This window comes from Lachnospira sp. CLA-JM-H23 (assembly GCF_040096425.1).
GTDB lineage: Bacteria > Bacillota > Clostridia > Lachnospirales > Lachnospiraceae > Lachnospira > Lachnospira rogosae.
Map to the genome: position 1 here is coordinate 26438 of NZ_JBBMET010000012.1, position 22270 is coordinate 48707.

The 22270-nt window shown below is 36.2% G+C and carries 20 protein-coding genes, 2 tRNA genes and 1 pseudogene; 4 read left to right on the top strand and 19 right to left on the bottom strand.

The annotated features are described in order from the left end of the window. Window positions 1–25 precede the first annotated feature (25 nt). A complete protein-coding gene (locus WMO42_RS13335) occupies window positions 26–640 on the top strand; it encodes a hypothetical protein (RefSeq protein ID WP_349192527.1) in 615 nt (204 codons plus the stop codon). A 58-nt stretch (window positions 641–698) separates the two neighbouring features. Here WMO42_RS13335 and WMO42_RS13340 read toward each other — a convergent pair whose 3' ends face one another. From WMO42_RS13340 to WMO42_RS13425, 18 genes and pseudogenes are all read right to left on the bottom strand, one after another. After that, complete coding sequence (locus WMO42_RS13340; protein ID WP_349192529.1) at window positions 699–1418, bottom strand: 3'-5' exonuclease; 720 nt, start codon at window positions 1416–1418, stop codon at window positions 699–701. A 29-nt stretch (window positions 1419–1447) separates the two neighbouring features. Further along, a tRNA-Gly gene (locus tag WMO42_RS13345) sits at window positions 1448–1518 on the bottom strand. Between the two features lie 35 nt (window positions 1519–1553). Beyond that, window positions 1554–1626: transfer RNA gene (locus tag WMO42_RS13350), tRNA-Phe, on the bottom strand. Window positions 1627–1730: 104 nt separating this feature from the next. Beyond that, window positions 1731–2438 carry a tRNA (guanosine(37)-N1)-methyltransferase TrmD gene (trmD, locus tag WMO42_RS13355; protein ID WP_349153337.1) on the bottom strand — a complete coding sequence of 236 codons (708 nt, stop codon included), beginning with the start codon at window positions 2436–2438 and terminating at the stop codon, window positions 1731–1733. Continuing rightward, on the bottom strand, window positions 2438–3367 hold the full coding sequence (locus WMO42_RS13360; protein WP_349192531.1) for a GDSL-type esterase/lipase family protein: 930 nt from the start codon (window positions 3365–3367) through the stop codon (window positions 2438–2440). The genes trmD and WMO42_RS13360 overlap by 1 nt, the downstream gene beginning before the upstream one ends. A 52-nt stretch (window positions 3368–3419) precedes the next feature. Next, a complete protein-coding gene (locus WMO42_RS13365; protein WP_349192534.1) occupies window positions 3420–5534 on the bottom strand; it encodes a glycoside hydrolase family 13 protein in 2115 nt (704 codons plus the stop codon). Between the two features lie 535 nt (window positions 5535–6069). Then, window positions 6070–7917, bottom strand: a complete 1848-nt coding sequence (gene ftsH / locus WMO42_RS13370) for an ATP-dependent zinc metalloprotease FtsH (protein ID WP_055173856.1) — start codon at window positions 7915–7917, stop codon at window positions 6070–6072. Between the two features lie 41 nt (window positions 7918–7958). Next, window positions 7959–8498, bottom strand: coding sequence for a hypoxanthine phosphoribosyltransferase (gene hpt / locus WMO42_RS13375; RefSeq protein WP_242854075.1), 540 nt, complete (start codon window positions 8496–8498; stop codon window positions 7959–7961). 2 nt (window positions 8499–8500) lie between these two features. Continuing rightward, a complete protein-coding gene (tilS, locus tag WMO42_RS13380) occupies window positions 8501–10063 on the bottom strand; it encodes a tRNA lysidine(34) synthetase TilS (protein WP_318295667.1) in 1563 nt (520 codons plus the stop codon). Window positions 10064–10115: 52 nt separating this feature from the next. Beyond that, window positions 10116–11240 (bottom strand): SpoIIE family protein phosphatase, encoded by a 1125-nt coding sequence (locus WMO42_RS13385; protein ID WP_022501429.1) that lies wholly within the window; start codon window positions 11238–11240, stop codon window positions 10116–10118. A gap of 92 nt (window positions 11241–11332) precedes the next feature. After that, window positions 11333–11659, bottom strand: a complete 327-nt coding sequence (locus tag WMO42_RS13390) for a septum formation initiator family protein (RefSeq protein ID WP_055173850.1) — start codon at window positions 11657–11659, stop codon at window positions 11333–11335. Then, window positions 11660–12061 carry a spore cortex biosynthesis protein YabQ gene (gene yabQ / locus WMO42_RS13395; RefSeq protein ID WP_172677759.1) on the bottom strand — a complete coding sequence of 134 codons (402 nt, stop codon included), beginning with the start codon at window positions 12059–12061 and terminating at the stop codon, window positions 11660–11662. A 74-nt stretch (window positions 12062–12135) separates the two neighbouring features. Further along, the gene (gene yabP / locus WMO42_RS13400) at window positions 12136–12423 is read right to left on the bottom strand and encodes a sporulation protein YabP (protein WP_022501432.1); all 288 of its coding nucleotides are present in this window, start codon (window positions 12421–12423) and stop codon (window positions 12136–12138) included. Window positions 12424–12558: 135 nt separating this feature from the next. After that, window positions 12559–12798 carry an RNA-binding S4 domain-containing protein gene (locus WMO42_RS13405; RefSeq protein ID WP_022501433.1) on the bottom strand — a complete coding sequence of 80 codons (240 nt, stop codon included), beginning with the start codon at window positions 12796–12798 and terminating at the stop codon, window positions 12559–12561. A 150-nt stretch (window positions 12799–12948) separates the two neighbouring features. Then, complete coding sequence (locus WMO42_RS13410) at window positions 12949–15363, bottom strand: stage V sporulation T C-terminal domain-containing protein (protein ID WP_349192540.1); 2415 nt, start codon at window positions 15361–15363, stop codon at window positions 12949–12951. Window positions 15364–15453: 90 nt separating this feature from the next. Beyond that, a pseudogene (gene dgt, locus WMO42_RS13415) lies at window positions 15454–16845 on the bottom strand (dGTP triphosphohydrolase); the annotation flags it as partial. A gap of 596 nt (window positions 16846–17441) precedes the next feature. Next, window positions 17442–18125 (bottom strand): RloB family protein, encoded by a 684-nt coding sequence (locus tag WMO42_RS13420; protein ID WP_349192541.1) that lies wholly within the window; start codon window positions 18123–18125, stop codon window positions 17442–17444. Next, on the bottom strand, window positions 18126–19319 hold the full coding sequence (locus WMO42_RS13425) for an ATP-binding protein (RefSeq protein WP_349192543.1): 1194 nt from the start codon (window positions 19317–19319) through the stop codon (window positions 18126–18128). 314 nt (window positions 19320–19633) lie between these two features. On the opposite strand from WMO42_RS13425, the gene WMO42_RS13430 reads away from it, so the two are divergent. Both WMO42_RS13430 and WMO42_RS13435 read left to right on the top strand, forming a co-directional pair. Continuing rightward, window positions 19634–19891: a hypothetical protein gene (locus tag WMO42_RS13430; protein WP_349192544.1), complete on the top strand. Its 258-nt coding sequence runs from the start codon at window positions 19634–19636 to the stop codon at window positions 19889–19891. 19 nt (window positions 19892–19910) lie between these two features. Beyond that, window positions 19911–20138 carry a DUF2188 domain-containing protein gene (locus WMO42_RS13435; RefSeq protein ID WP_349192545.1) on the top strand — a complete coding sequence of 76 codons (228 nt, stop codon included), beginning with the start codon at window positions 19911–19913 and terminating at the stop codon, window positions 20136–20138. A 185-nt stretch (window positions 20139–20323) separates the two neighbouring features. Here the strand turns inward: WMO42_RS13435 and WMO42_RS13440 are convergent, their stop codons facing one another. Next, entirely contained in the window at window positions 20324–20587 is a 264-nt protein-coding gene (locus WMO42_RS13440) for a hypothetical protein (protein ID WP_349192546.1), read from the bottom strand. A gap of 971 nt (window positions 20588–21558) precedes the next feature. Here WMO42_RS13440 and WMO42_RS13445 point away from each other — a divergent pair. Further along, window positions 21559–22270 (top strand): restriction endonuclease subunit S (locus WMO42_RS13445; RefSeq protein WP_349192547.1); only part of this gene is annotated, 712 nt, incomplete at its 3' end.

Sequence of the window (22270 nt, forward strand, 5' to 3'; positions counted from 1 at the left end):
TAACATATTGGAAACGGAGAATACTATGCACTTTATATTGCCTTATTTTATAATAATATTAATAGTTATTCAACTTTATCTTAAAAAAAGTACACGTTCTGGCTCAGAACGCTCAAAAAAATATTGGGAAAGGGAACAGAAAGCCAATTCAACAAGAAAGCAGGATATAAGCACCCTTAACTATATTAAATGGGACGACGCACTTCCTGCTATAGATAACAGCCTGACATTAGCTGACATATTAAATAATTCACCAGAAGCCCTTAAGGCTTATAATAATATCCAGACACTTAAGACTGAGCCAATGCTTAACCTGTCAGAGTATTCCAACACTGACCTTAAGCTAAAATATGGTGTTGCTAATCTTGATACTTTAACACAATATGAAGACAACTACACTTCATTTATAAAGAGTCTTTCAGAGCTTGGACATATCCTTATTGAACATAAGGACATATCCGATGCCACAGCATTTCTTGAATATGCCGTAAAGATAGGCTCTGACATACGACTTACCTATACTGACCTTTACGCATTATATTCAGAAGCAGGAAATGCTTCCAAAATCAGACAGTTAAGACAATACGCCTCACTTATCAAGTCTGTTAATAAAGACCTGATAGTATCAGCTATTAACTAGGTATTTAATTAATTATATGAATATATTACCTATATAAACATTAATTCATAACTAACCATTATTTTCCATATTCTGAAAGTATCTTATCTATGTTTCGTGAAGCTATACTCTTGGTCATCTCATCAATCGGGATATCAAGCTTAACATTATGCTTTACAACAAGTGCTGTAAGATAATTTCTTTGTGCCTGTGTAATCGGACTATCCTTTTTCACACTGTATACAAGCTCAGACGGTATTTCAAAGCCTGAATCATCCGGTTTTATTGTATACATTTTCCAGTATATTCCGCTTGCACTCAGCGCATCATCTAAAGCCCTGTGTGAGTTACCAGGGTCAACCTTCAAATACTCACACAGATAATCAAGCTTCTTATGCTCCAGTTCTGGAAGTATTCTTCTTGCCATTTTAAGTGTATCTATTCCTGCTGACGGAAATACAAGATTGTTATTAACCGCCGCCTTCTTTAAAAAGCTGTAATCAAATATAACATTATGTCCAAGTATAGGATAATCTCCTATAAATTGTATTACATCTTCAATCAGTTCATTAATTCTTGGCTTATCTGTAAGCTCCTCATTATGTATATGTGTAAGCTCTATTATTCTGTCGCTTATCTTAATGCCTGGATTGACAAGTGTTGAATATGTATCTGTCACGTTTCCATTACACACCCTTGCCATTCCTATCTCAATTATTCTATCTGCTGCCGGGTTAAGCCCTGTAGTTTCTATATCCAGTGCAACATAGCTGTCTATCATTGCCTTTGTTCCTTTCATTAGTATAGTACTTCTGGGTAAAAAAATAGAGCGGGTGATGGGAATCGAACCCACGTATCTAGCTTGGAAGGCTAGTGTTCTACCATTGAACTACACCCGCATATCATCATAATTAAATTATATTCAATTATAAAATGCCTAGAACCGGAATCGAACCAGTGACACGAGGATTTTCAGTCCTCTGCTCTACCGACTGAGCTATCTAGGCTTATTGTGACTTCACATCATAATATCCTGTAGTAAACAATCAAGTTATTCACCAAAAGACTTGATTAGTTTACCACATAAATATCTTATCCGTCAACAATTATTTTAACTGTTATTATTGTTCTCAGCCATATATTTCTCATATAAGTCCGGTCTGTACTTCTTAGTACGTTCTAACGACTTCTCGTGCCTCCACTTCTCTATATTGCCGTGGTGACCTGATAATAATACTTCTGGCACTTCTATACCTTTGTAATTGGCTGGTCTTGTGTACTGTGGATATTCTAATAAACCATCTGAGAAGCTCTCTGTCTGGGCTGACTCATCATTATTAAGTACTCCCGGAACTAATCTTGACACTGAGTCGATAACAACCATCGCCGGAAGCTCTCCACCTGTCAGGACATAATCTCCAATTGACACATAGTCTGTAACTATGCTTTCAAGTGCTCTCTCATCAATTCCCTCATAATGTCCACACAGAATTACAAGTTCTTCTTCTTTGGCAAATTCTTCTGCCATATGCTGGTTAAATGTATGCCCCTGTGGTGTCATATACACAACCCTTGGTCTGCCTGAACATCTGGCTGCTATGCTCTCATAAGCATCGCACACGGGTCCCGGCTGCATAACCATTCCTGCTCCTCCGCCATATGGGTAATCATCTACCTTCATATGCTTATTATTGGAAAAATCCCTTATATCAACAGCTTCTATAGACAATACTCCTGAATCTATAGCCCTGCCTGTTATACTTGTATTCAACCCATCCAAAATCATCTGTGGAAATAGTGACATTACATAAAATTTCATTAGTTAGACGCTCCCGATATATTATTAAGGAAGAATGGGTAATAGTTATGATTAAGGTTATATCCACCTGTTGATACATCTGTATTAAGATATCCAGACTCATCCTTAAATGCATCTGCTATATCTATAAATGTCATTCCATACTCTGTCGCCCTGGCTGCAAGTGTGCTATTAGCTTCATCAATAGCCGCCTGTGTTATCTTTACATTTGACTTTGCCTCAAAGCTCTGTGTTATAGGAAGAAGTGACACTACATATACCTTTACTGATGGAATTGCTTCCTTAAGCGATTCTACTATTGAACCTATTCTCTCAGCTACATTCTCTCCTGACCTTGTTCCATAGTTAAGGTCGTTAAGTCCAACAAGGACATATACCTTAGATGGATTAGCCGCCACAACACTTGACACTGAATTAAGTGCCTTATCTGTTGTAAGGTTATTATCTGAGAATATGCGTGATGTGTCAAGATAACCATATTCACCTATACCTGATACAATCATATCACCAAAGAATACTGCATCATCATAATTAGAACGTGATGTGTATTCCTGTATCTCTGCCTTAGTTGTAATCCTGGCAACTCCGCCTGATACCTGAGCTGCTGATGTTGTACTGCTTGTTGTGCTTTCTGTTACAGCTGATGTTGTACTCTCTGTATCAGCTGCACTTGTTGTTTCATTGTTAGACATCTCTATAGATGACTGTGTAATAATTATATCATTGTTATTATTATTGTTATTGGCAAGTGTTGTCGCCTTATCTTCCACCGGCTTTCCAATACTGCATAATTTAAGAACAATTGCAACAACTGCAATAACTACTACAGCCAAAATAACACCTATTACTGGCTTCTTATACTTGTTCCATAATCTCATCTTACGGTTAAGAACTATTTTATTCTTTTCCTCGTTATTATCTACTGCCATTATACATTACTCCTCATTCTTACTTCTGTGTATTATATTTTAACAGCATTATCTACCATCTAAGACGTCTTAACACTGTAGCTGAAGTCTTTCTTAAGCCTATATTAAGAATTCCGTCTTTAAGTCTGTAACCTTGTCTGTCTGTTGAATATCCGCCCTCAAATGTTACCATTATCTGCTCGACATCATCATCCATAGCAAGTCCAGTCTCCCAGGCAGGTATATTAACTCTTATCTCATCTTCCCCATTATTAACAACAACTATCACTGCATCATCTGATGTAAATCTTCCATATGCAATAACATTATGTGCTGAATAAAGCTGCTTATACGAGCCGGTTCTTAATACCTCATTCTCCTTGTGCATCTTTATTGCTGCCTTATGAAAGTCTATAAGCTCCTTATCTTCATGTCCCCATGGATAAGTTCTTCTGTTATCAGGGTCTGTGAAACCACACACTCCCGCTTCATCTCCATAATATACAGTTGGTGCACCCGGCCACGTCATCTGAATAATGACAGCCTCCATAAATACAAACTTATTCACATTCTGATTAGCCACTTCTGATCCAAGCTTATCAACCCTGCCAACCATATGGTTAGTTCTTGTAAGAAATCTTGAATGGTCGTGGTTAGAAAGCTCATTCATAGATATAGAATAACTTTGTCCACCCATTCTTGCCATATTATGGTGCATAGCGCCAAAAAAATAATCAGGATTACCTAATGAATCAGGGCGCATTTCATCACTATGCTTCTCCATTCCTGTAAGAAACCACGTTACAGGCTCCATAAAGGCATCATAATTCATAATCGTATCCCATTCATCACCCTGAAGCCAGTCATATGAATCACCATAATTCTCTGCAAGTATTATTGCCTCCGGATTAGCTTCCTTAACAGCCTGTCTGAACTTTTTCCAGAATGTATGGTTATATTCCTTGCTGTACCCAAGGTCAGCTGCAACATCAAGCCTCCAGCCATCTACATTGTACGGTGGAGATACCCATTTCTTTCCAATATCTATAATATACTTTTCAAGTGTATCTGAGTCTTCATAATTCAGCTTAGGAAGTGTATCGTGTCCCCACCAGCCGTCATATGAACCATTATCCGGCCACTGATTACCATAGAATTTAAAGAAGCTGTGGTATGGGCTTTCATACTTCTCATATGCACCGCAGGCATAATCGTCATCACTAGAACTGTAAATGTGTTCCCTGTCCATCCATTTGTTAAATGAACCACAATGGTTAAACACTCCGTCTATTATGACTTTCATTCCTCTGCTGTGTATCTGTTCTACCGCCTTGGCAAAGAACTCATTACTCGCTTTAAGATTTTCCTTACTTGTAACCCTGTTAATATATCGTGTTGCATTAGTATTGTTCTGGTCACCTTCTTTTAAAAGTTCCCCATCATCTTTTACTATAACACCAAAATGTGGGTCTATATAATCATAGTCCTGTATATCGTACTTATGATTAGATGGCGAAACAAACAACGGATTAAAATAAATGACCTCGACACCAAGCTCGCTAAGATAATCAAGCTTATCAAGCACGCCCTGCAAATCGCCACCATAGAACTCTCTTACACCCATATTGGCTGGATATTTATCCCAATCCTTAACCTGACAGACGTGTTCGCCTATATAACTGTATTCATCATCAAGCACGTTATTAGATTTATCACCATCGCAAAATCTATCGGCAAATATCTGGTACATAACTGCGCCCTTTGCCCAGTCAGGTGTCTTAAATCCCGGCATAATCTGGAAATTATAATAAGTATTAAGTTCTTTAATAGCTCCTATCTGATTGTAATAGCATACAACCTTTCCAGTCTCTACCTTGAAATAATAATATAATTTGTCATTATTAACTTTAATCTCAGCCTCGTAATAATCAAATACTCCAACTGCCTTAATCTTTGTCATAGGGTATTCTACATTATTAACATATATATACGCCTTGTCTACATTATAACGACCTGTTCTTAATCGTATCTTAACCGTATCACCCGGCATAGGCTCTGCCGGACATCTGTAATCGTTTGTCGCATCAGAAAATAAAGCTCTTGTATTAATGGTTGGTCTTGCATTACACATATACAAAAGCTTTCTTTCCCATGATGTAAGGTTCTCAACTCCTGCGCTTATTATCATAGAAAATACTCCTTGACATTAATCATATATAATTTTATATCATTACGGGTATTTATTCAACTGTAAGATATATTTATTAAGATTTCTTTAATTTACGGCTTCTCTTAACTCGTAACGATGGCATAGGTAAGAGCGTTTCTGCTTCGTAATTTATTTACTTTATAAAATACGCTCTTACCTATGACGCGGTGCTCCTCGAATAGATAATTTAAAAAATTTCCATTCCTGCAAGCAGGATGGAAGATTTCTTTAAATTATCCATTCTCATCGTTACTCGTGCAAATAAAAAGGACAGTCTGGGGGGACTGTCCTTTTTGGAGAAGGTATTTCACTTATTATGGGGTGTAGCAAAAAATATATAATGTATTGGGGGTTTTTACGTTAATTATAATATCATACAAAGCCCCATAAGTGTTCACAAACTTTACAATATATTGCAACTTTTTTTGTGAATTATTACCAAATGTTTTTTGTGTATAAATACATTTCCATTATTTAACTGCGTTTTAACTGCAAAATCTCTGTTAATACCTGATTATAAACTCTCTCCATATGGCTTATCTTCAAACAAACTTTCAAATTCTTCTCTTGAAATCTTCTCTTTCTCAAGAAGAAGTTCTGAACTTCTATGAAGCACGTCCATATTCTCTGATATAAGCTTCTTAGCCTTGGTATAACACTCATCTACAATTCTCTTAACTTCTTCATCAATGAGTGCTGCTACATCTTCACCATATGGTCTTGTATGTGCAAGATCTCTTCCGATGAATACCTCATCACTGTCTGTATCATAATTAATAAGACCAAGCTTGTCAGAGAAACCATACTTAGTAACCATATCTCTTGCTGTCTGTGTTGCCTGCTTGATATCCTGTGAAGCACCTGTTGTTATATCATCAAATATGAGTTCTTCCGCTACTCGTCCACCAAGGCTTACAACGATATTCTGAAGCATTTTCCCCTTAGTGTTAAACATCTCATCTCTTTCAGGAAGCGGCATTGTGTAACCTGCCGCACCCATTCCTGTAGGAATGATTGATATTGTATGAACCGGCCCAACATCTGGTAAAAGGTGGAATAATATAGCGTGTCCTGATTCGTGGTAAGCTGTAATCTTCTTCTCTTTGTCAGATATAATCTTACTCTTCTTCTCAACACCTATTCCTATCTTAATAAATGCTTCTTCAACATCTGCGTTAGTTATATATCTGTTCTTCTTTCTTGCCGCATTAATAGCAGCTTCATTTAATACATTTTCAAGATCAGCACCTGTAAAGCCGGCTGATGTTCTTGCAAGCTTATCAAGGTCAACATCATCACCAAGAGGCTTCTTAGCTGCGTGTACCTTTAATATTTCAAGTCGTCCAGCAACATCTGGTCTGCCGACAACTATCTTTCTGTCAAATCTTCCCGGTCTTAATATAGCTGGGTCAAGAATATCAATTCTGTTAGTAGCGGCCATAACGATAATTCCTTCATTGACACCAAAACCATCCATCTCAACAAGCATCTGGTTAAGTGTCTGTTCTCTCTCATCGTGGCCGCCGCCCATACCTGTTCCTCTTCGTCTTGCAACAGCATCAATCTCATCAATGAATATAATACAAGGTGCGTTCTTCTTAGCTTCCTCAAACATATCTCTTACTCTTGAAGCACCAACACCAACAAACATCTCTACGAAATCCGAACCTGATATGCTAAAGAATGGTACGCTTGCCTCTCCGGCAACAGCTTTGGCAAGAAGTGTCTTACCTGTACCAGGTGCACCTGTAAGAATAACACCCTTAGGTATTCTTGCACCAAGAGAAGTATATCTTACTGGATCTTTAAGGAAATCAACTATCTCCTCAAGTTCTTCTTTTTCTTCCTGAAGACCAGCTACATCCTTAAATGTAACTTTATTATCAGCACTGCTTATCATTCTGGCCCTGCTCTTTCCAAAATTCATCATCTTGGCATTACCACCGCCACCAGCCTGTCTTGTAAACATCATCATAATGAATACAATAACAAGAAGGCTTAAGCCAAATGGAAGTATAGTTGTAAGCATAACACTCTGTCTTGCAACATCTTTAAGTGTATATTCTATATTCTTATCAAGTAAAAGTTCTTCTACATCTTTAACATCTGATACATATACACTCTTAACTGACTGCTCACCGCTCACCTTAACAGTTACAACACCAGTTGGAACTTCTGCATTCTGTCTTATGGATACGCTCTCTATCTTACCCTTGCTGATATCGTTAACTAATTCGTTATAAGTATAATTGCTTGTACCTGTATTCATTCTTGCAACATACATAATAAACATCGCTGCTATAATCACAATAATCATATAGATTCCCATTCCTGAAAATCTTACATTTTTCTTATTATCCATATCAATCTCCATTCTTACATATATTCGTAATTAGGTAATAATCAATTCTCATCATCAAGATGAACAACTCCTATAAATGGAAGATTTCTATACATCTGGTCATAGTCAAGGCCATATCCTACAACGAATTCATCCGGAATATTAAATCCGTTATACTTAACATCTATATCAACTTCTCTTCTGTCTGGCTTATCAAGAAGTGTACATATACATATGTCTGCTGGATTTCTTTCCTCTAACATAGGCATAAGTCTGAATAAAGTATTACCTGAATCGATAATATCTTCTACAACTATTACATGTTCGCCTTCTATAGACTCATCAAGTTCTTTCTTAATTACAATATTACCACTTGAAGTTGTTCCGCTTCCGTAGCTTGAAGTCTGCATAAAATCTATCTTTACTGGAACTGTTATTCTCTTGGCAAGTTCACAGCAGAAGAATATGCTTCCCTTAAGAATACATATAAGCTTAATTTCCTTACCCTCATAATCAGCGCTAATCTTAGCACCAATCTCTGCTATCTTCTCTTGAAGTTTGTCCTCTGAAATCATTACACTTATCTTGTGCTTATTTGACATAATTAATTCCTCTCTTTCAATATAAGCTGTATTTTAAATACGTTCTTTGTAGAGCCTGTGACCCTGCAATCTTCGCATCTGCGCACACCACACGCCCATAGCACGCGGTTATTATCACACACAAGCAGTATTTCATCTCTGTGTGAAGCAGGTATCTTGCGGTCTGTCAGTTCTTTCTTAAGCTTCTTGGTATTACCGCTTTCCGATACCACAATCCTATCCTCGACATTCTTAAATCTGATATCAAGTAACTTATTAAGTTTATCATAATCAAAATACTTCGTATAGCTGTTATTCAATTTATTTACGCAAATTTTACCATTTGAAGCATTCTCCGCCAATTCTTCGTCATTATCATTATTGTCATAAACGGACATTTTGATACTTGCTGAATACATTTTATCATACTCCGGTATATATACTGTCTTATCTATATCAACAATTACTTCTCTATCTTTACTACATTTAGTGATATCTATGCGATGAACCTCTACAAGTCCTGCATCTGCTGTTAGCTCTGTGTCCGCTCTATATCTGTTACTTGCTGTGTCAGAAAATGTATTCTCTGCTCTGTTCTTTCTTTCAAGCACAATATATTCATATTCACGCACTGCCTTTATTCCATATACCGAGTCTACCTTTCTTCCTGTCTGAAGATTAATAAGCTTGTATACATCATATACATTGACCGAATATATATCCTTAGCCCTTCCTGCAAGCTTAACAAGTGCCTTATATATAACTCTTTTTCCAAGCACCTCATCTGCCTGCCCAAGCTGTTCAACTGATAATCTTATCCCTGCACCATCCTGTATTGCACAGCTTTTGTACAGCTTGTCTGCTTCTTTATCAACAAAATTCTCAACCGCCCGTACTTCTTGCGCCATAAATGCAATATTCTGCACAACATTTTTATTAATATGCTCACCCATATATGGCAACAGGACATTTCTTATTGAATTCCTTGTATAATCGTTATCATAATTAGTCACATCTGTCACAAATGACTGGTTTCTTAGCACAAGCCAGCTTTCTATGTCCTGTCTTGTTATGCAAAGAAGAGGACGGCATATGTTATCCCTCACCGGCACAATTCCTCTTATTCCTTTAAGTGATGTACCCCTCGCCATATTCATAATAACCGTTTCTGCCTGGTCATTCATATGATGGGCAACAAATATCCTTGTCTTATCATACTGCTTTGAAAGCTTGTCAAATATATCATATCTTTCAAGTCTTCCAGCTTCCTCAACAGTAAGATTATTCTCCCTTGCTATCTTTTCACATTCTATATTGTAGCAATGATAATCAAGCTTAAGACTTTCACACAGCTTTCTTGTAAACTGCTCATCATCAGCGGCTTCTTTTCTTATACCATGATTAACGTGTACAATATGAAGCTTTACGTCTTTATTATTATGTATAATATAATCGTTAAGCATAATCATAAGACAGACAGAATCTGCTCCGCCTGACACACCGACAACTGCATTACTGCAATCCTCAAGCATATTATTAGCCTTTATGTATGCCCATACCTTTTTCTCTATATTATTAACATCCATATTAAATGCTTTCTCCTGTTGTTTTATATGGCAATATTGCCCAATTATATATTTATTTGTTGTAGGTGTCAAACAGTCCGAACACAAGCACTGTGCAGTCATCACATACTTCACAATTATTATATGACATTGACTTTCTAAGTATCTCGTCAGCTATCGCTTTAGGCTTTTTCATTACAACTTCCTCGATAATCTCTACCATTTTCTCCTCTTTATTAAGACACGGAAGATTATCAAGCACACCATCGCTCACCATAATTACATAGTCACCATCGTACAACTTCTTGGCTGTGCAGTCGTAATCTACCTTTTCAAGCACACCGATAGGAAGTGTGGACGATTTGATTATCTCAACCCAGCCCTCCCTTTTAATAAATGTAGATACTGCCCCTAACTTTATGCAATGCATCATACCTGACTGGCAGTCCACAACACTCATATCCATAGTTACAGGGCTGTCTTTGCCACTGCAATTAATGTATGCCGTATTGATAAAATCTATGGCTGTCTTCTCCTCAAATCCGGCATCTATACAGTTCTCCATAAGTTCTATAACCATTCTGCTCTCAATAAATGCCCTCTTGCCACTTCCACAGCCATCTGCAATTGCCGCCACAACTTTACCACACGACAGGCTTGATACCATAAAATTATCGCCATTAAAGCCGCTTTTTTCTTTACATTTTCTTGCAACTCCTGATAAAAATCGGAAACGGTTCTCCTGATGAAACACATACTGCTGGCAGTTGTCGTTAATGACAAGCCTGTTATTATGGTCTGAATAGTATCCAATCCCCATAACATCACATACTATTTTCCGTATCTTTCTCTCTGCGACACAGCCCTTGCCAAGAGTTCTTGCAAGTATAACAACTTCACTCCTGCCTGTCTTGTCTTTTAATATATTGACATCTTTAATAACTATTCCTGCGACAAGTGCCCTTGAAGCCATATCTCTTGCAATTCCCTTAGACGGCTTATCTGCCTGTAACTGCATAAGCGTGCAGTCCTCAAGAATATCTGCAACAAGAAACAACTGTCTTTTAAAGCTGGGACTTTGTGCTTCATCACCTGATGCACACTCATATGCTTCTCCCAGACGGCGAAACGTCTTAGCTGTTTCGGACAATCTGTTTATCGTATAAGTCATACACAATCCATCATTCTTAACTGCCATAGCCCCTCATTTCTGGTCTAAATATACTGTTTTCTTAAACCGAACACCATTATAATAGCAGTTATATAAAAAATGTGTCGAACCCTGTTACGTTACTTCTTCCCTTTAAATATTATCTCATCTGGATATATAAGTCCGAATTTATCCTTGGCAATCTCCTCCGCAAACTTCTTCGTCTGCACATACTTCTTATATTCATTAAGCTCTTCTGTACGCTGTTTTTCTTCATCAACCTGTTCCTGAAGCTCTTTAATCTGCTTTTCGTACTCTACATTTTTGGCTTCAATATTCTTCTTGCCATTCCATAAAAGCACGCCAAGACCCACAACAACAAGCATAGCAAATACCATACCCAGAATTGCTGAGCGTTTCTGTCTTTTTCTTCGCTGTTCCCTTTCTCTCTTTGTCTCAAATCTCATCTATATCTCTCCATTCTTCGGTCTGTCTTTCCTTAATGACTGCAACACTATTCTAATCACAGACACAAGCATTTTCAATGGTTTCAGTAAAATTCCTACAAGCCTTACTCCATATTTTATGTAATACACGCTTAACGCCTTAAGATATAGAACTGCACCGCACACAAGCCCCACTACAATAAATGATCTTATAATTCCGCTATTAACATAGAAACATATAATAAATATCCGTATTCCTACATATATCCAGTATATAACATCTTCTACAGCAATCATAAATACACGACGGTGTCTTATTATTCTTCTTATTATTCTTATCGTATCATATTGAAATGCGAGCACCATTCCCCACCAAAGTGCATATAAAAATGTGCCGCTCTCCCATATAATATCACCTGACATAAGCATTATTCCCCGCTACTGCTGGACTTATATAATTAATTAATCTTTATAATGTCTAAAAGATGTATTCACAATTATCTAAATAACCTGTTCACTAATGAGTCGCCTTTTTTCATACTTATGCTGTTCTGTGAATACACAAGTGAGTCAACCCTGCCATCAACATCAAGCTCCCCCTTCTCAACTGACAGCTTATTAACGTGAAGTGACTCCCCTTTTATAACAATAACGCCATAATCTGACTCAAGTATTACCTTTGATGGTTCAAAGGATATAACGTCAGTAATACCAGTAAACTGAGCCTTCTTTCTATCTTCCATTCTTACTGTATGAGGATGTCTTACCCTTTTAATATCGTCCATAACTGCCTCCATATATTATACATTTATCTTACCTGTCTAATATATTAGGCGGTACGCCAAAAAATGCTTAATTATAACTATTATTTAAACACATTAAACTATTAGATATGCTCAAACATTAAATATACTTAATCATTAAATATATTCAAACATCTCCTTAGCTTCTTCTTTCTTAACTGTGTCCTTTACGTCTGTAACTCTTACCTTAACATTCTTGTTACCAAAAGATATCTCTATTATATCTCCTGCCTTGACATCAACTGATGCCTTAGCCACTTTACCATTAATCATTACCCTGCCTGCATCACACGCATCATTAGCTACTGTACGTCTTTTAATAAGTCTTGAAACCTTTAAATATTTATCTAATCTCATAATCTTCCTCCGGAATGTCTGCCAATCGTAATTAACTTATATTAATATGTAAATGCCTGAAGCCGTGCAATATTTCTAACTTCTGGCATTTAGATGTATATGGCAAATGGTATTTTGCCTTACATCATATTATTATATTAAAATTATCTGCTAATTGTCCATATGTCTGCCCAAAAAATCCGCCGCAACTTTAACTATTCTTTTCTCGCTCTCGCCAAGCTTCTGTTTCTTGTCATTGCCAAACATAATAACCATACCAAGAACATCTCCGGCACATATTATCGGACTTATCACCTCTGACTCACAATCATAGTCTGTTACCGCTTTTACATAATCATTCTCACTGGCACATGCTACAACACTCTGCCTTTTATCCATAATATCATTAAGTTCTTTGGTAATATGCTTTCCCTGTACATTCTTTTTCTGTGTTCCTGCTGCCGCAATAACACAATCCCTGTCAGTTATTGCAATTGTCATTCCTGTATTCTGTGCTATGGACTCCGCATATTCTACTGCAAATTCCGATACATCTGCCATCGGAGAATATTTCTTTAACACAATCTGCCCATCCATATCTGTATATATCTCCATAGGGTCACCACTACTGATAACATTGACAGTAAAGAGTCGTTCCGGTTTGTTGCGGGTTTTTAGCGGAACGGTAGTGGTTAGAAGATCATCTACACATAACTTGGTTAAATTATTACGTGTATCAGGTGACTCCTTATGTTTTACTATAACCTTACTGTCTTGATTAAAATTTACGATAGTCTCTTTTCCTGCTTTTTTATCTGATGCAATCATTTCTAATTCATTCATTTCCATATGTGCAAAGTTATCTGTACCGATATCTGTTATAGCACTGGCCACGTTGCCTTTCGTTTCTTCAGCAACACTTAACAATTGTTCTCTACCCTCTACCTGCTGATAATAGAAAGTAGTTACAACACCGATTTTTAAGAGATTATCAATATCTGCTTTCAGCTTCACATGGATTCTGTCCTCAAATACGATTATCTTATCAATAATTAACTCCAAGTCTTTCTTATCCAAGTTCTTCTTATTCAGAATATCATTGAAAATATCAATGGCCGTCTTCGCCAGTCTGTTGATTCGAATAATATCATTTCGCTTATCCACACTCAGATTCATCTGATTTTGGAGTCCTTTGATTCTGTTAATCAATTCATCCTCAATCTCTGCGTAGGTCTCTTCAATAATCGAGGCTGTGTCTTCATCCGCCTTGGCAATTTCTTTGATCTTTCGTTTCTTCACTGCTTTCAGCTCATCCTTGGCATCCGAAAGTTGACTTTCCAAAAGTGAAAATGTATTCTCACTTTCCTTAACCTCTGTAGATTCTTTCTTAATGGAAGTTTCCAATTCTTTAATCATATCCTGGGAGTTATCTCTTACCTTCTTCACATACTCTTTCAGGATACTATCGAGGAAATCCACTCTGATATGATGGGAACTACACCCCTTCAAACCTCTTTTATGGTAAGTACCACAGGTATATGCCGGTGCAATGTCGCTTCTACTCATAGAAAACATTGGCGAACCGCAATCCCCACAGAACATAAAGCCCGAATACACATTATCATATTTCTTTACTCCACGATAATGGGTTGTAGTTCTTTTTTTTAACTGTTCTTGGGTATATGCCCATGTTTTATAATCAACTATTGCTTCGTGATGATTTTCAAATACAAAATGCTCTGATTCATCCACCTTTGTATCCACACCATGAATCTTCTTTCTGGTGTACTTGTGCTGCCTGAGTGTTCCGATATAAAAATCATTTGATAAAATTCCCTGAATGGTTACAATGCTCCATTCCGGCTTTGCCTTAAGCTTGCACTCATCTCCTCGCTCCTCTGCCCTCTGAATCTCTTTCATACGTGGCGTAGGTATCTTTTTGTCTGTAAGGTAGTTGGCAATTTTCTTGTAGCCCCAACCATCATTGTATAATTCAAAAACCTTGCGAATCACTTCTGCCTCATCCGGCACAACAGATATTTCCTGTTTCTTCATATTAGAAATGATATAACCGTAAGGCACAGAACAAATCCACTCGCCATCAGCCTGTCTTCGGCTGATAACATTACGCACCTTTTTACTGGTATCCGTAACCGGCATCTCATTAATCAAAAATCGAAACTGTATGGCTGTCCAGTCGTCATAAGTCGGATAATCAATGGCATCACCAATGGAAATGATACGAACGCCTGCATCTCTTAAATCTTCCAGTTCTACAAGACCTTTACTGTTTCGACGGGAAAATCGGCTGAAATCCTTTACAATAAGTACACTAATATGACTATTCATCAGCTTCTTACGAAGCTTCTGGTAGCCTTCACGCTGTTCAAAGGTATACCCGGAACGGTCTCGGTCTTCATATATAGAAAGCTTACACTTGGGAAACTTAGCTTTTACAAACTCTTCAATAATCTTCTTCTGATTCTCAATAGATGTATTGTCTCTGTCTAACTCTTCATCAACAGAAATACGGCAGTATCCGGCAATTTCCTGACAAAGTGTAAGGTCGTTGGTATTTTTATCCATATTGTTAATTTTCCTTTCTTCAATTATAACAACATTGTAAGTTATAGGTGTGAAAAAGGCAAGCGAAAAATGCTTGCCGATCTCATCTACTTATTTTAGTTTTTCGTATTCCTCCAAAGCATAACCATCTGTCATTCCGGCTATATAATCAACTATTGCTCTTACTAGAATTTTTCGTTTTTCAAATATGATAATATCTTCCGAAGTGGTATCTACATCCTTGTCTTCTAGATACGCCATAATAGTAGCTCCATCCAATTCTCGTTTGGTCAGTTCCTCAATTTCCATATTAACTAACTTAATACTACCATCACTCAAACTAATTGCACTGTTTGCGACTTCGTTATTACAATGTTTTAATGTCTCCAAAAATATTCTATGAACTGTTCCTGAATGTAATAATCTTGGATTACAATAATATTTTTTAAATAAAGTCTGCACTATCATACTGGCATTGTAATCTGCTCTAGCCACCTCACTATTACATATTACTTTTTTCTGTACAACTTTTTCCAAATAATCATTTACCTTTTCAACATCTTCAGGAAATTCGATAATTTTAATTTCATTATCCATGGTTATTTCTCCTAAATATTGGTAATTATCAATATTCTCAACAGAATGTTTAATCGTGTTCTCAACAAAATAGTTTATAATAATCGAAACTATTCTTGCTGTTTTCAACTCCTCGCGATCAACAATAGAATATGCAGAATTATTTATATTTTCAATCTCTTCTTCTATTCTGCTTCGCAATACACTACATTTTTCAATTGCAAATCTATCCAAAAGTTCGTTGATTGTCATTACGCCTGAAGTTAGGGCATCATCCACATCATGTCCTCTCTGAGCAATTTCATCTGCAATAGCAACCACTTGTCCTTCTAAACTAGAGCAAACCTGTACCTCTTTACCTTTATTAAACTTAATTTTTGATATATATTCCTCCGATAAAAAATCTGATATTTCAATTTCATTCAATTTTAATTTAGTATGTTTTAAAACACCCTCTACCACCTGAACGCTCACATTTAACCCAGGATGTTCTTTATACTTTTCCTCCAATTCAGTCAGAATTCGTGCGCTCTGATAATTATGTTTGAAACCTCCAAAGCATCTTTTTTGCAATAAATCTTCAGTGCTAATCTTTGAACATTTCTTTTCGTTTAACCCTTTATTATCCTCATGTTTCACAAGTATTATACCTGCATCTATCTTGCCACTCAATATATCATCCAATGTTCTTTCGCCTTGATGTCCAAATGGTGTATGTCCCAAGTCATGTCCTAATGCTATTGCCTCAGTTAAATCTAAATTCAGTCCCAATGCATATGCAATAGCTTTTGCGATTTGATTCACCTCCAGTGAATGTGTCATACGTGTTCTAAAATAATCACCTTTTTCTGCTCCGAAAATTTGTGCTTTATCAACCAATCGTCTGAACGCTTTACAATTCACAACTCTTTCTCTATCTCTTTGAAATTCTGTTCTATTATCTCCAGCTAAATCACATGAAAAAACACGAATCGATTGAATATCCTTTTGTGCCAAAACATTCATAACATAGTTATTCGGTTTCTCAATTAAATTATAATCTTTTCCTGCCAAATCATAGTTCTTACATTTTGTAATAATTCTTTCTCTTAATTCTTGATAAAGATTCTCCATATCACTCATCATAACATAACATCCATTATCAAAATCTTCCGACAGACTTAAATCTATTTTATCTATTATACTCTCTATCGCACGATTATGCTTTGTATATGACAAATGTACTTTCATCGTATACTCAATATTATTTTTTTCATTTATATTGGCATTAGATCCTATAAAAACATCCTGTATTTCTTCTGTTTTTCCTGGTTCACATTTATCATACGTAATCATTAAGACAAGTCCATCACCATCAAACCTTTCCTTTAGCTCTTGTACCCCCTTTTCATTAAGAGAACCATCTAATGTATTATAATACCCAATCTTCTTTTCAATATAACTTTTCTCAGCGAACTGATATATTCTTGGATCTTCGTTATTATTTTTTATAATCAATACTTTACCCATTCGTACATTCTCCTCTATTCATCCAAATAGCGTTTTAAGTCTTCCACCAACTTATATACCATAGTCCCTGGATCATATTGTGAAGGAATATCCCTTTCATCCACAAATCCGGCCATGCGTCTCTTTGCATTTCTTATAGCACTATTAACCCCATCATACACATTTACTAAATCGTAAATATTATCATAATTTTTCCGATATGTTCCATCCCCTAAATTGTATTGCTTAAATATTTCATTTAACTTTTCATTCCAATCATATCTATGAAGTGCCGAATCGCTATAATTGAAATGTAAATATAACCAATATTCAAACGACTGATTACTCCATGCCACCTGATATCCTTTTTCTTTTCCTAATTGTATGGCTACATCGAAATCATCAAAATCATCTTTATCAAAAACCACCCATACATTCTGATATAGTATTTTGGCCTCTTTCACAATTCGTTCCGTAACTTCGATTAATTTTCCTGTTCCACAGCCCTCACCATGTATATCAATAACCGGTATTTCAATGACATCAATTCTTCCGTCCATTTTTTCTTTGATTTTCTTCTGTATTCCTTTTAAGTATAAGGGTTCTGTTCTTTCTCCCTCAGTTACAATCAAAAAAGAGTTTGTATTTATCGGTCTATATTCATGTTTTCTTCGTTTTCTTTCTTCACGTCTCTTTTTAAACAAATCATCCGAACCCATCTAATCACCTTCTTTCATTGCATACTCCTTAAGAAATGGAATTCCTCCATATACACCAGCCAAATAGTCCTTCTCAAAGGATGCATCTGACCTAACCTTAAAATCTGACAATGCCGATAATTCAGAATATCCAAATTGGTCTTTTTGAACAAACCAAATTTGATCCCTTCTAAAGAATTTCTTATCCATTAACGTTGTATCATGTGTGGTATAAATCAATTGTGCCTCTGAATTATTATTATAGAACAAATCAATGATAAATTTTAACAATAGCGGATGTAATTTCACATTCAATTCATCAACAAAGATAGACTTATCGTTAAGTATCGCAGTTCTTGCATATATAAAGAGCATAATACTTTTTATTGTTCCCTCCGACTCACAATATAATCCTAACGGATAATATTTATCATCTCTCCCCTTGTGAACTGTAAAAAAACTAATCTCTTTTTCATTATCATCATAACCAATATCTTTAATTCCAGTATCTATTGCATTAAGAAATCTCAATAAATCCTCTTTTTCTTCATCTATAATCTGGGGTAACATTGCTTCCAAAAGACCTTGATCTTCGCAAAAATCTGTAGAAACCACCAATGTATCCATAATGCTATTATACACAGTTTTAAAAACTTCAGTTTTCAGCTTTAATTTATTAAAAAAAGACAACACTAATGTTTCTGTCGGAATTTGAGTTTTATACAATTCACACTCTTTTCTAACAGATGCCCCAAATTCCACATTTTCTGTCGTTCTCTCAAAGATGATAGATGTTCTATTTGTATTCAAGTTTTTTCTATAAAGCCATTCTGCAACAATACATTCGGAGTTATATTCAAAACCATATCTATATTCATCTTCTCCCACAATTTCAATAATTTGAAATTCCGAATTTTCATTATTACTTTCAAATGAAAAAGGATTGTAATACCGTTTCAATACTGCATCTTCGCCATCATCAACATTGTTCAATGATTCTACCACTATTTTCTGAAAATATCTCATAGCAATATTTAAATTAGACTTTCCACTTGCATTAGCTCCATAAATTGCTGCAACTCTCACAAATTTATCTTTTGCACCTATATCAATTAAATTACATTCATGTTCCTTATATGCATTAATTGCTGTCATATCCAAAATCGTTTCATCTCTAAAAGACAATACATTCTTTATCATAAACTGTACTAACATATCACAGCACCTCCTTTTCATATATAATATACCCATTTTAGGATATTATGTCAAGTTTTTTGTGAGTTATTCGCATTTTTATTGACTTAATATTTATTTTGTGATATTCTACTTTTAAGGATAGTTAGCGCTCTATTCCTACGAGTGCTAAAGCAGGGATAAAAAAAGATGGTCCAAAAGACCACCCTTTCAAAATGAAATCGCTCTTGCGAATTCAAAGTCGCATTTGAATCATAACACATTCCTACACGGAATTCAATCATTTTGAAAGGCTTTATCTGTATTCCTAAAAATTAGGAAAGGAGGATAAACCTATGCAGTTCGATGGAGCAAAAATCAGAGAGCAAGGTGTAACCTTTGCAATCGCTGTTGTGAAACCATATGTTCTTACAAGTCCGTCCAAGGAACAAGTTCGTGCAAGTTTTATTCCATTTTTCGGAAACATACCAATTATATTAATGGCTCAAAACTCACGCGGAATACCTACTTATGATGGCAGACCAGACATTGTGCGTTTTCTTGCAAAAGTTCATCCCGCAAGAATCCCTTGGAAACACTACACCACTGCTTAAGCAGAGAAAGGACTATTTTATGGCAAATCAACACATTATACCTAACAACGGACAGTGGCAGCTTAAGCGTGAGTGCTCTGATAAAGCCACAAAAACTTTTACCACCCAAAAACAAGCTATTGAATATGGACGTCCTATTGCAATGAAACAACAAAGTGAATTAGTAATTCACGGACGCAGCGGACAAATTCGTGATAAAGATAGCTATGGTAATGACCCTTGTCCACCTAAAGACAAAAAATTTTAGATTATGTGGCGGCTGAGTAATTTCAGCCGCTATTTTTATAAAAATCAATCTTCTCATATTATATGCTTAATCATTTGCTACTTCTTTAAATCATCTTTACTTACTCTATGTATTTTCTACCCCAATTTCACTAATTTGGGGTAGAAAGAAACGATGTGGGGTAGTATCGGGCGAATCGCCGCTCGCTACATTTCTCCTGATGCCTGTTTTGGCAAAGCAGTTGTTTTTCCATCATCGGTCTTTTCCAGTCCTCGATTGTGAATCAGCAAATCTGTTGTTTTTTCCAACAAATCCTGCTCACCTGATTCAAAAATAGCCAATCTGTACTTCTTCTCCTTACACTGCTCAATCAAAGGCTGTAGGCTGTCCATAACTTTTGGATCAGCCTTTTCCGCATTTGTAAGCCATACTAAAGCATACTTGCCCGCTTTGTTTACTGTCAACTCCATGCGAAACCTCCTTTACCTAAATGATTGCCAAGTTTTGTCATCTTTATGCCGGCAATGATGCATAAACCTGATAGATTCATTTTAGTAAAACCGGTCGCATTCTACATTGAGTCACAGTTGAGTACAAATTGAAAAAGATTAAATAGAATTTAAGAAATGGAATCCCAAAAAATCTTTCAAAAAATAGCTCTCGCACATTACGAACAGTTGTTCCGCTTCTTATTTTATGATATACTTCCCATATCGAAACAATTTACTACCATGAAATAAGAAACATAGAAGATTACGATTGAAACTGTATGTAACCATACCATGTCCATTCAGCTTATTGCAAAGTTGTTATCTTTATCCGTATATACTCCGGATGTGTTGCTTGACCAGCTAAAAGAAAATGTACTACTCTCAACTCACAATCCCTTTGTCGGCAATCCATCAGCACAAACCGACGAAGACCTGTATGGCAAGCAGTTATCTAATCTGATAGGTTTTCACAATTTGTCTGAAATTACTACAAAACTGTTACGGGTTCTTGCGTTGTGTCCGGAATACAGAATGCCACTGAATATCCTTTATAATTGGTACAGCATCTGCTCCCATGACCTGCTCTCACTGGAAGAAAACGGATTTGTACGTCTCACACCGAATCATGTAACAATACAACCATATATCCGCAAAATCATTAATGCCCAGAAGTTGCTTACTCCGTTGCTGAAAATGTGATTTCTAGTCTTGATTAAGGAGAAACCATGGTCGATACCGATGACAATCGGTTCTTCCGTAAAATTGTTGTTGTACATATCCTGTACCTGTCTTTCTGCCCTGTGGGCGTTTTATTTTGTAATTATAGGATATAAAAAATCCACCCAACTCTCATTGACTGAGAATTGAGTGAAAATTGAATCCATAATTTACATTATGAGAAGTTTCAAAATGGTAGCGTAAAATGTATTGAAGATGAGATACCTTTTGAAGTGCCGAAAGGGTGGGAATGGTGTAGAGTTCGAGATATTGCAGCAGTTAAAGGAGGCAAGAGACTTCCGAAGGGAGTGGGCTTTTCACCTTGTCGAACCGCTCACGCTTATATCCGAGTAACCGACATGAAAAATCACTCTATAAATACGGATGATCTGAAATATATTTCAGAGGAAGTATTTTTACAAATCAAAAACTATACGATTTCAAAAGATGATCTTTATGTTACCATTGCTGGTACAATTGGTGTTACTGGTGAAGTGCCTACTGAGTTAGATGGAATGAACCTTACTGAAAATGCAGTAAAAATTACAAACATACAGATCAATAAAACCTATTTATGCTTGATTATACAATCGGAATTTGTTCAGCAACAATTTCAAGACAAAACCCATCAGGTAGCTATGCCTAAGTTGGCATTAGAAAGAATTCTATCAACCTTAATTCCTGTTTGCACTATAACAACACAATCGGCAATGGTTAGCAAATTTGTTGAAATGGATTCTTTGATAAATCAAATTAGAGAAGAAAAAGAGATTTTAGCTGAAACTGTTTCTTTGACAAAATCAAAAATCCTCGACCTTGCAATTAGAGGTCAACTTGTTCCACAAGACCCTAATGATGAACCTGCTTCGGTTCTGCTTGAACGCATTCGGGCAGAGAAAGAGGAACTCATAAAAGCGGGTAAAATCAAGCGTGATAAGAAGGAAT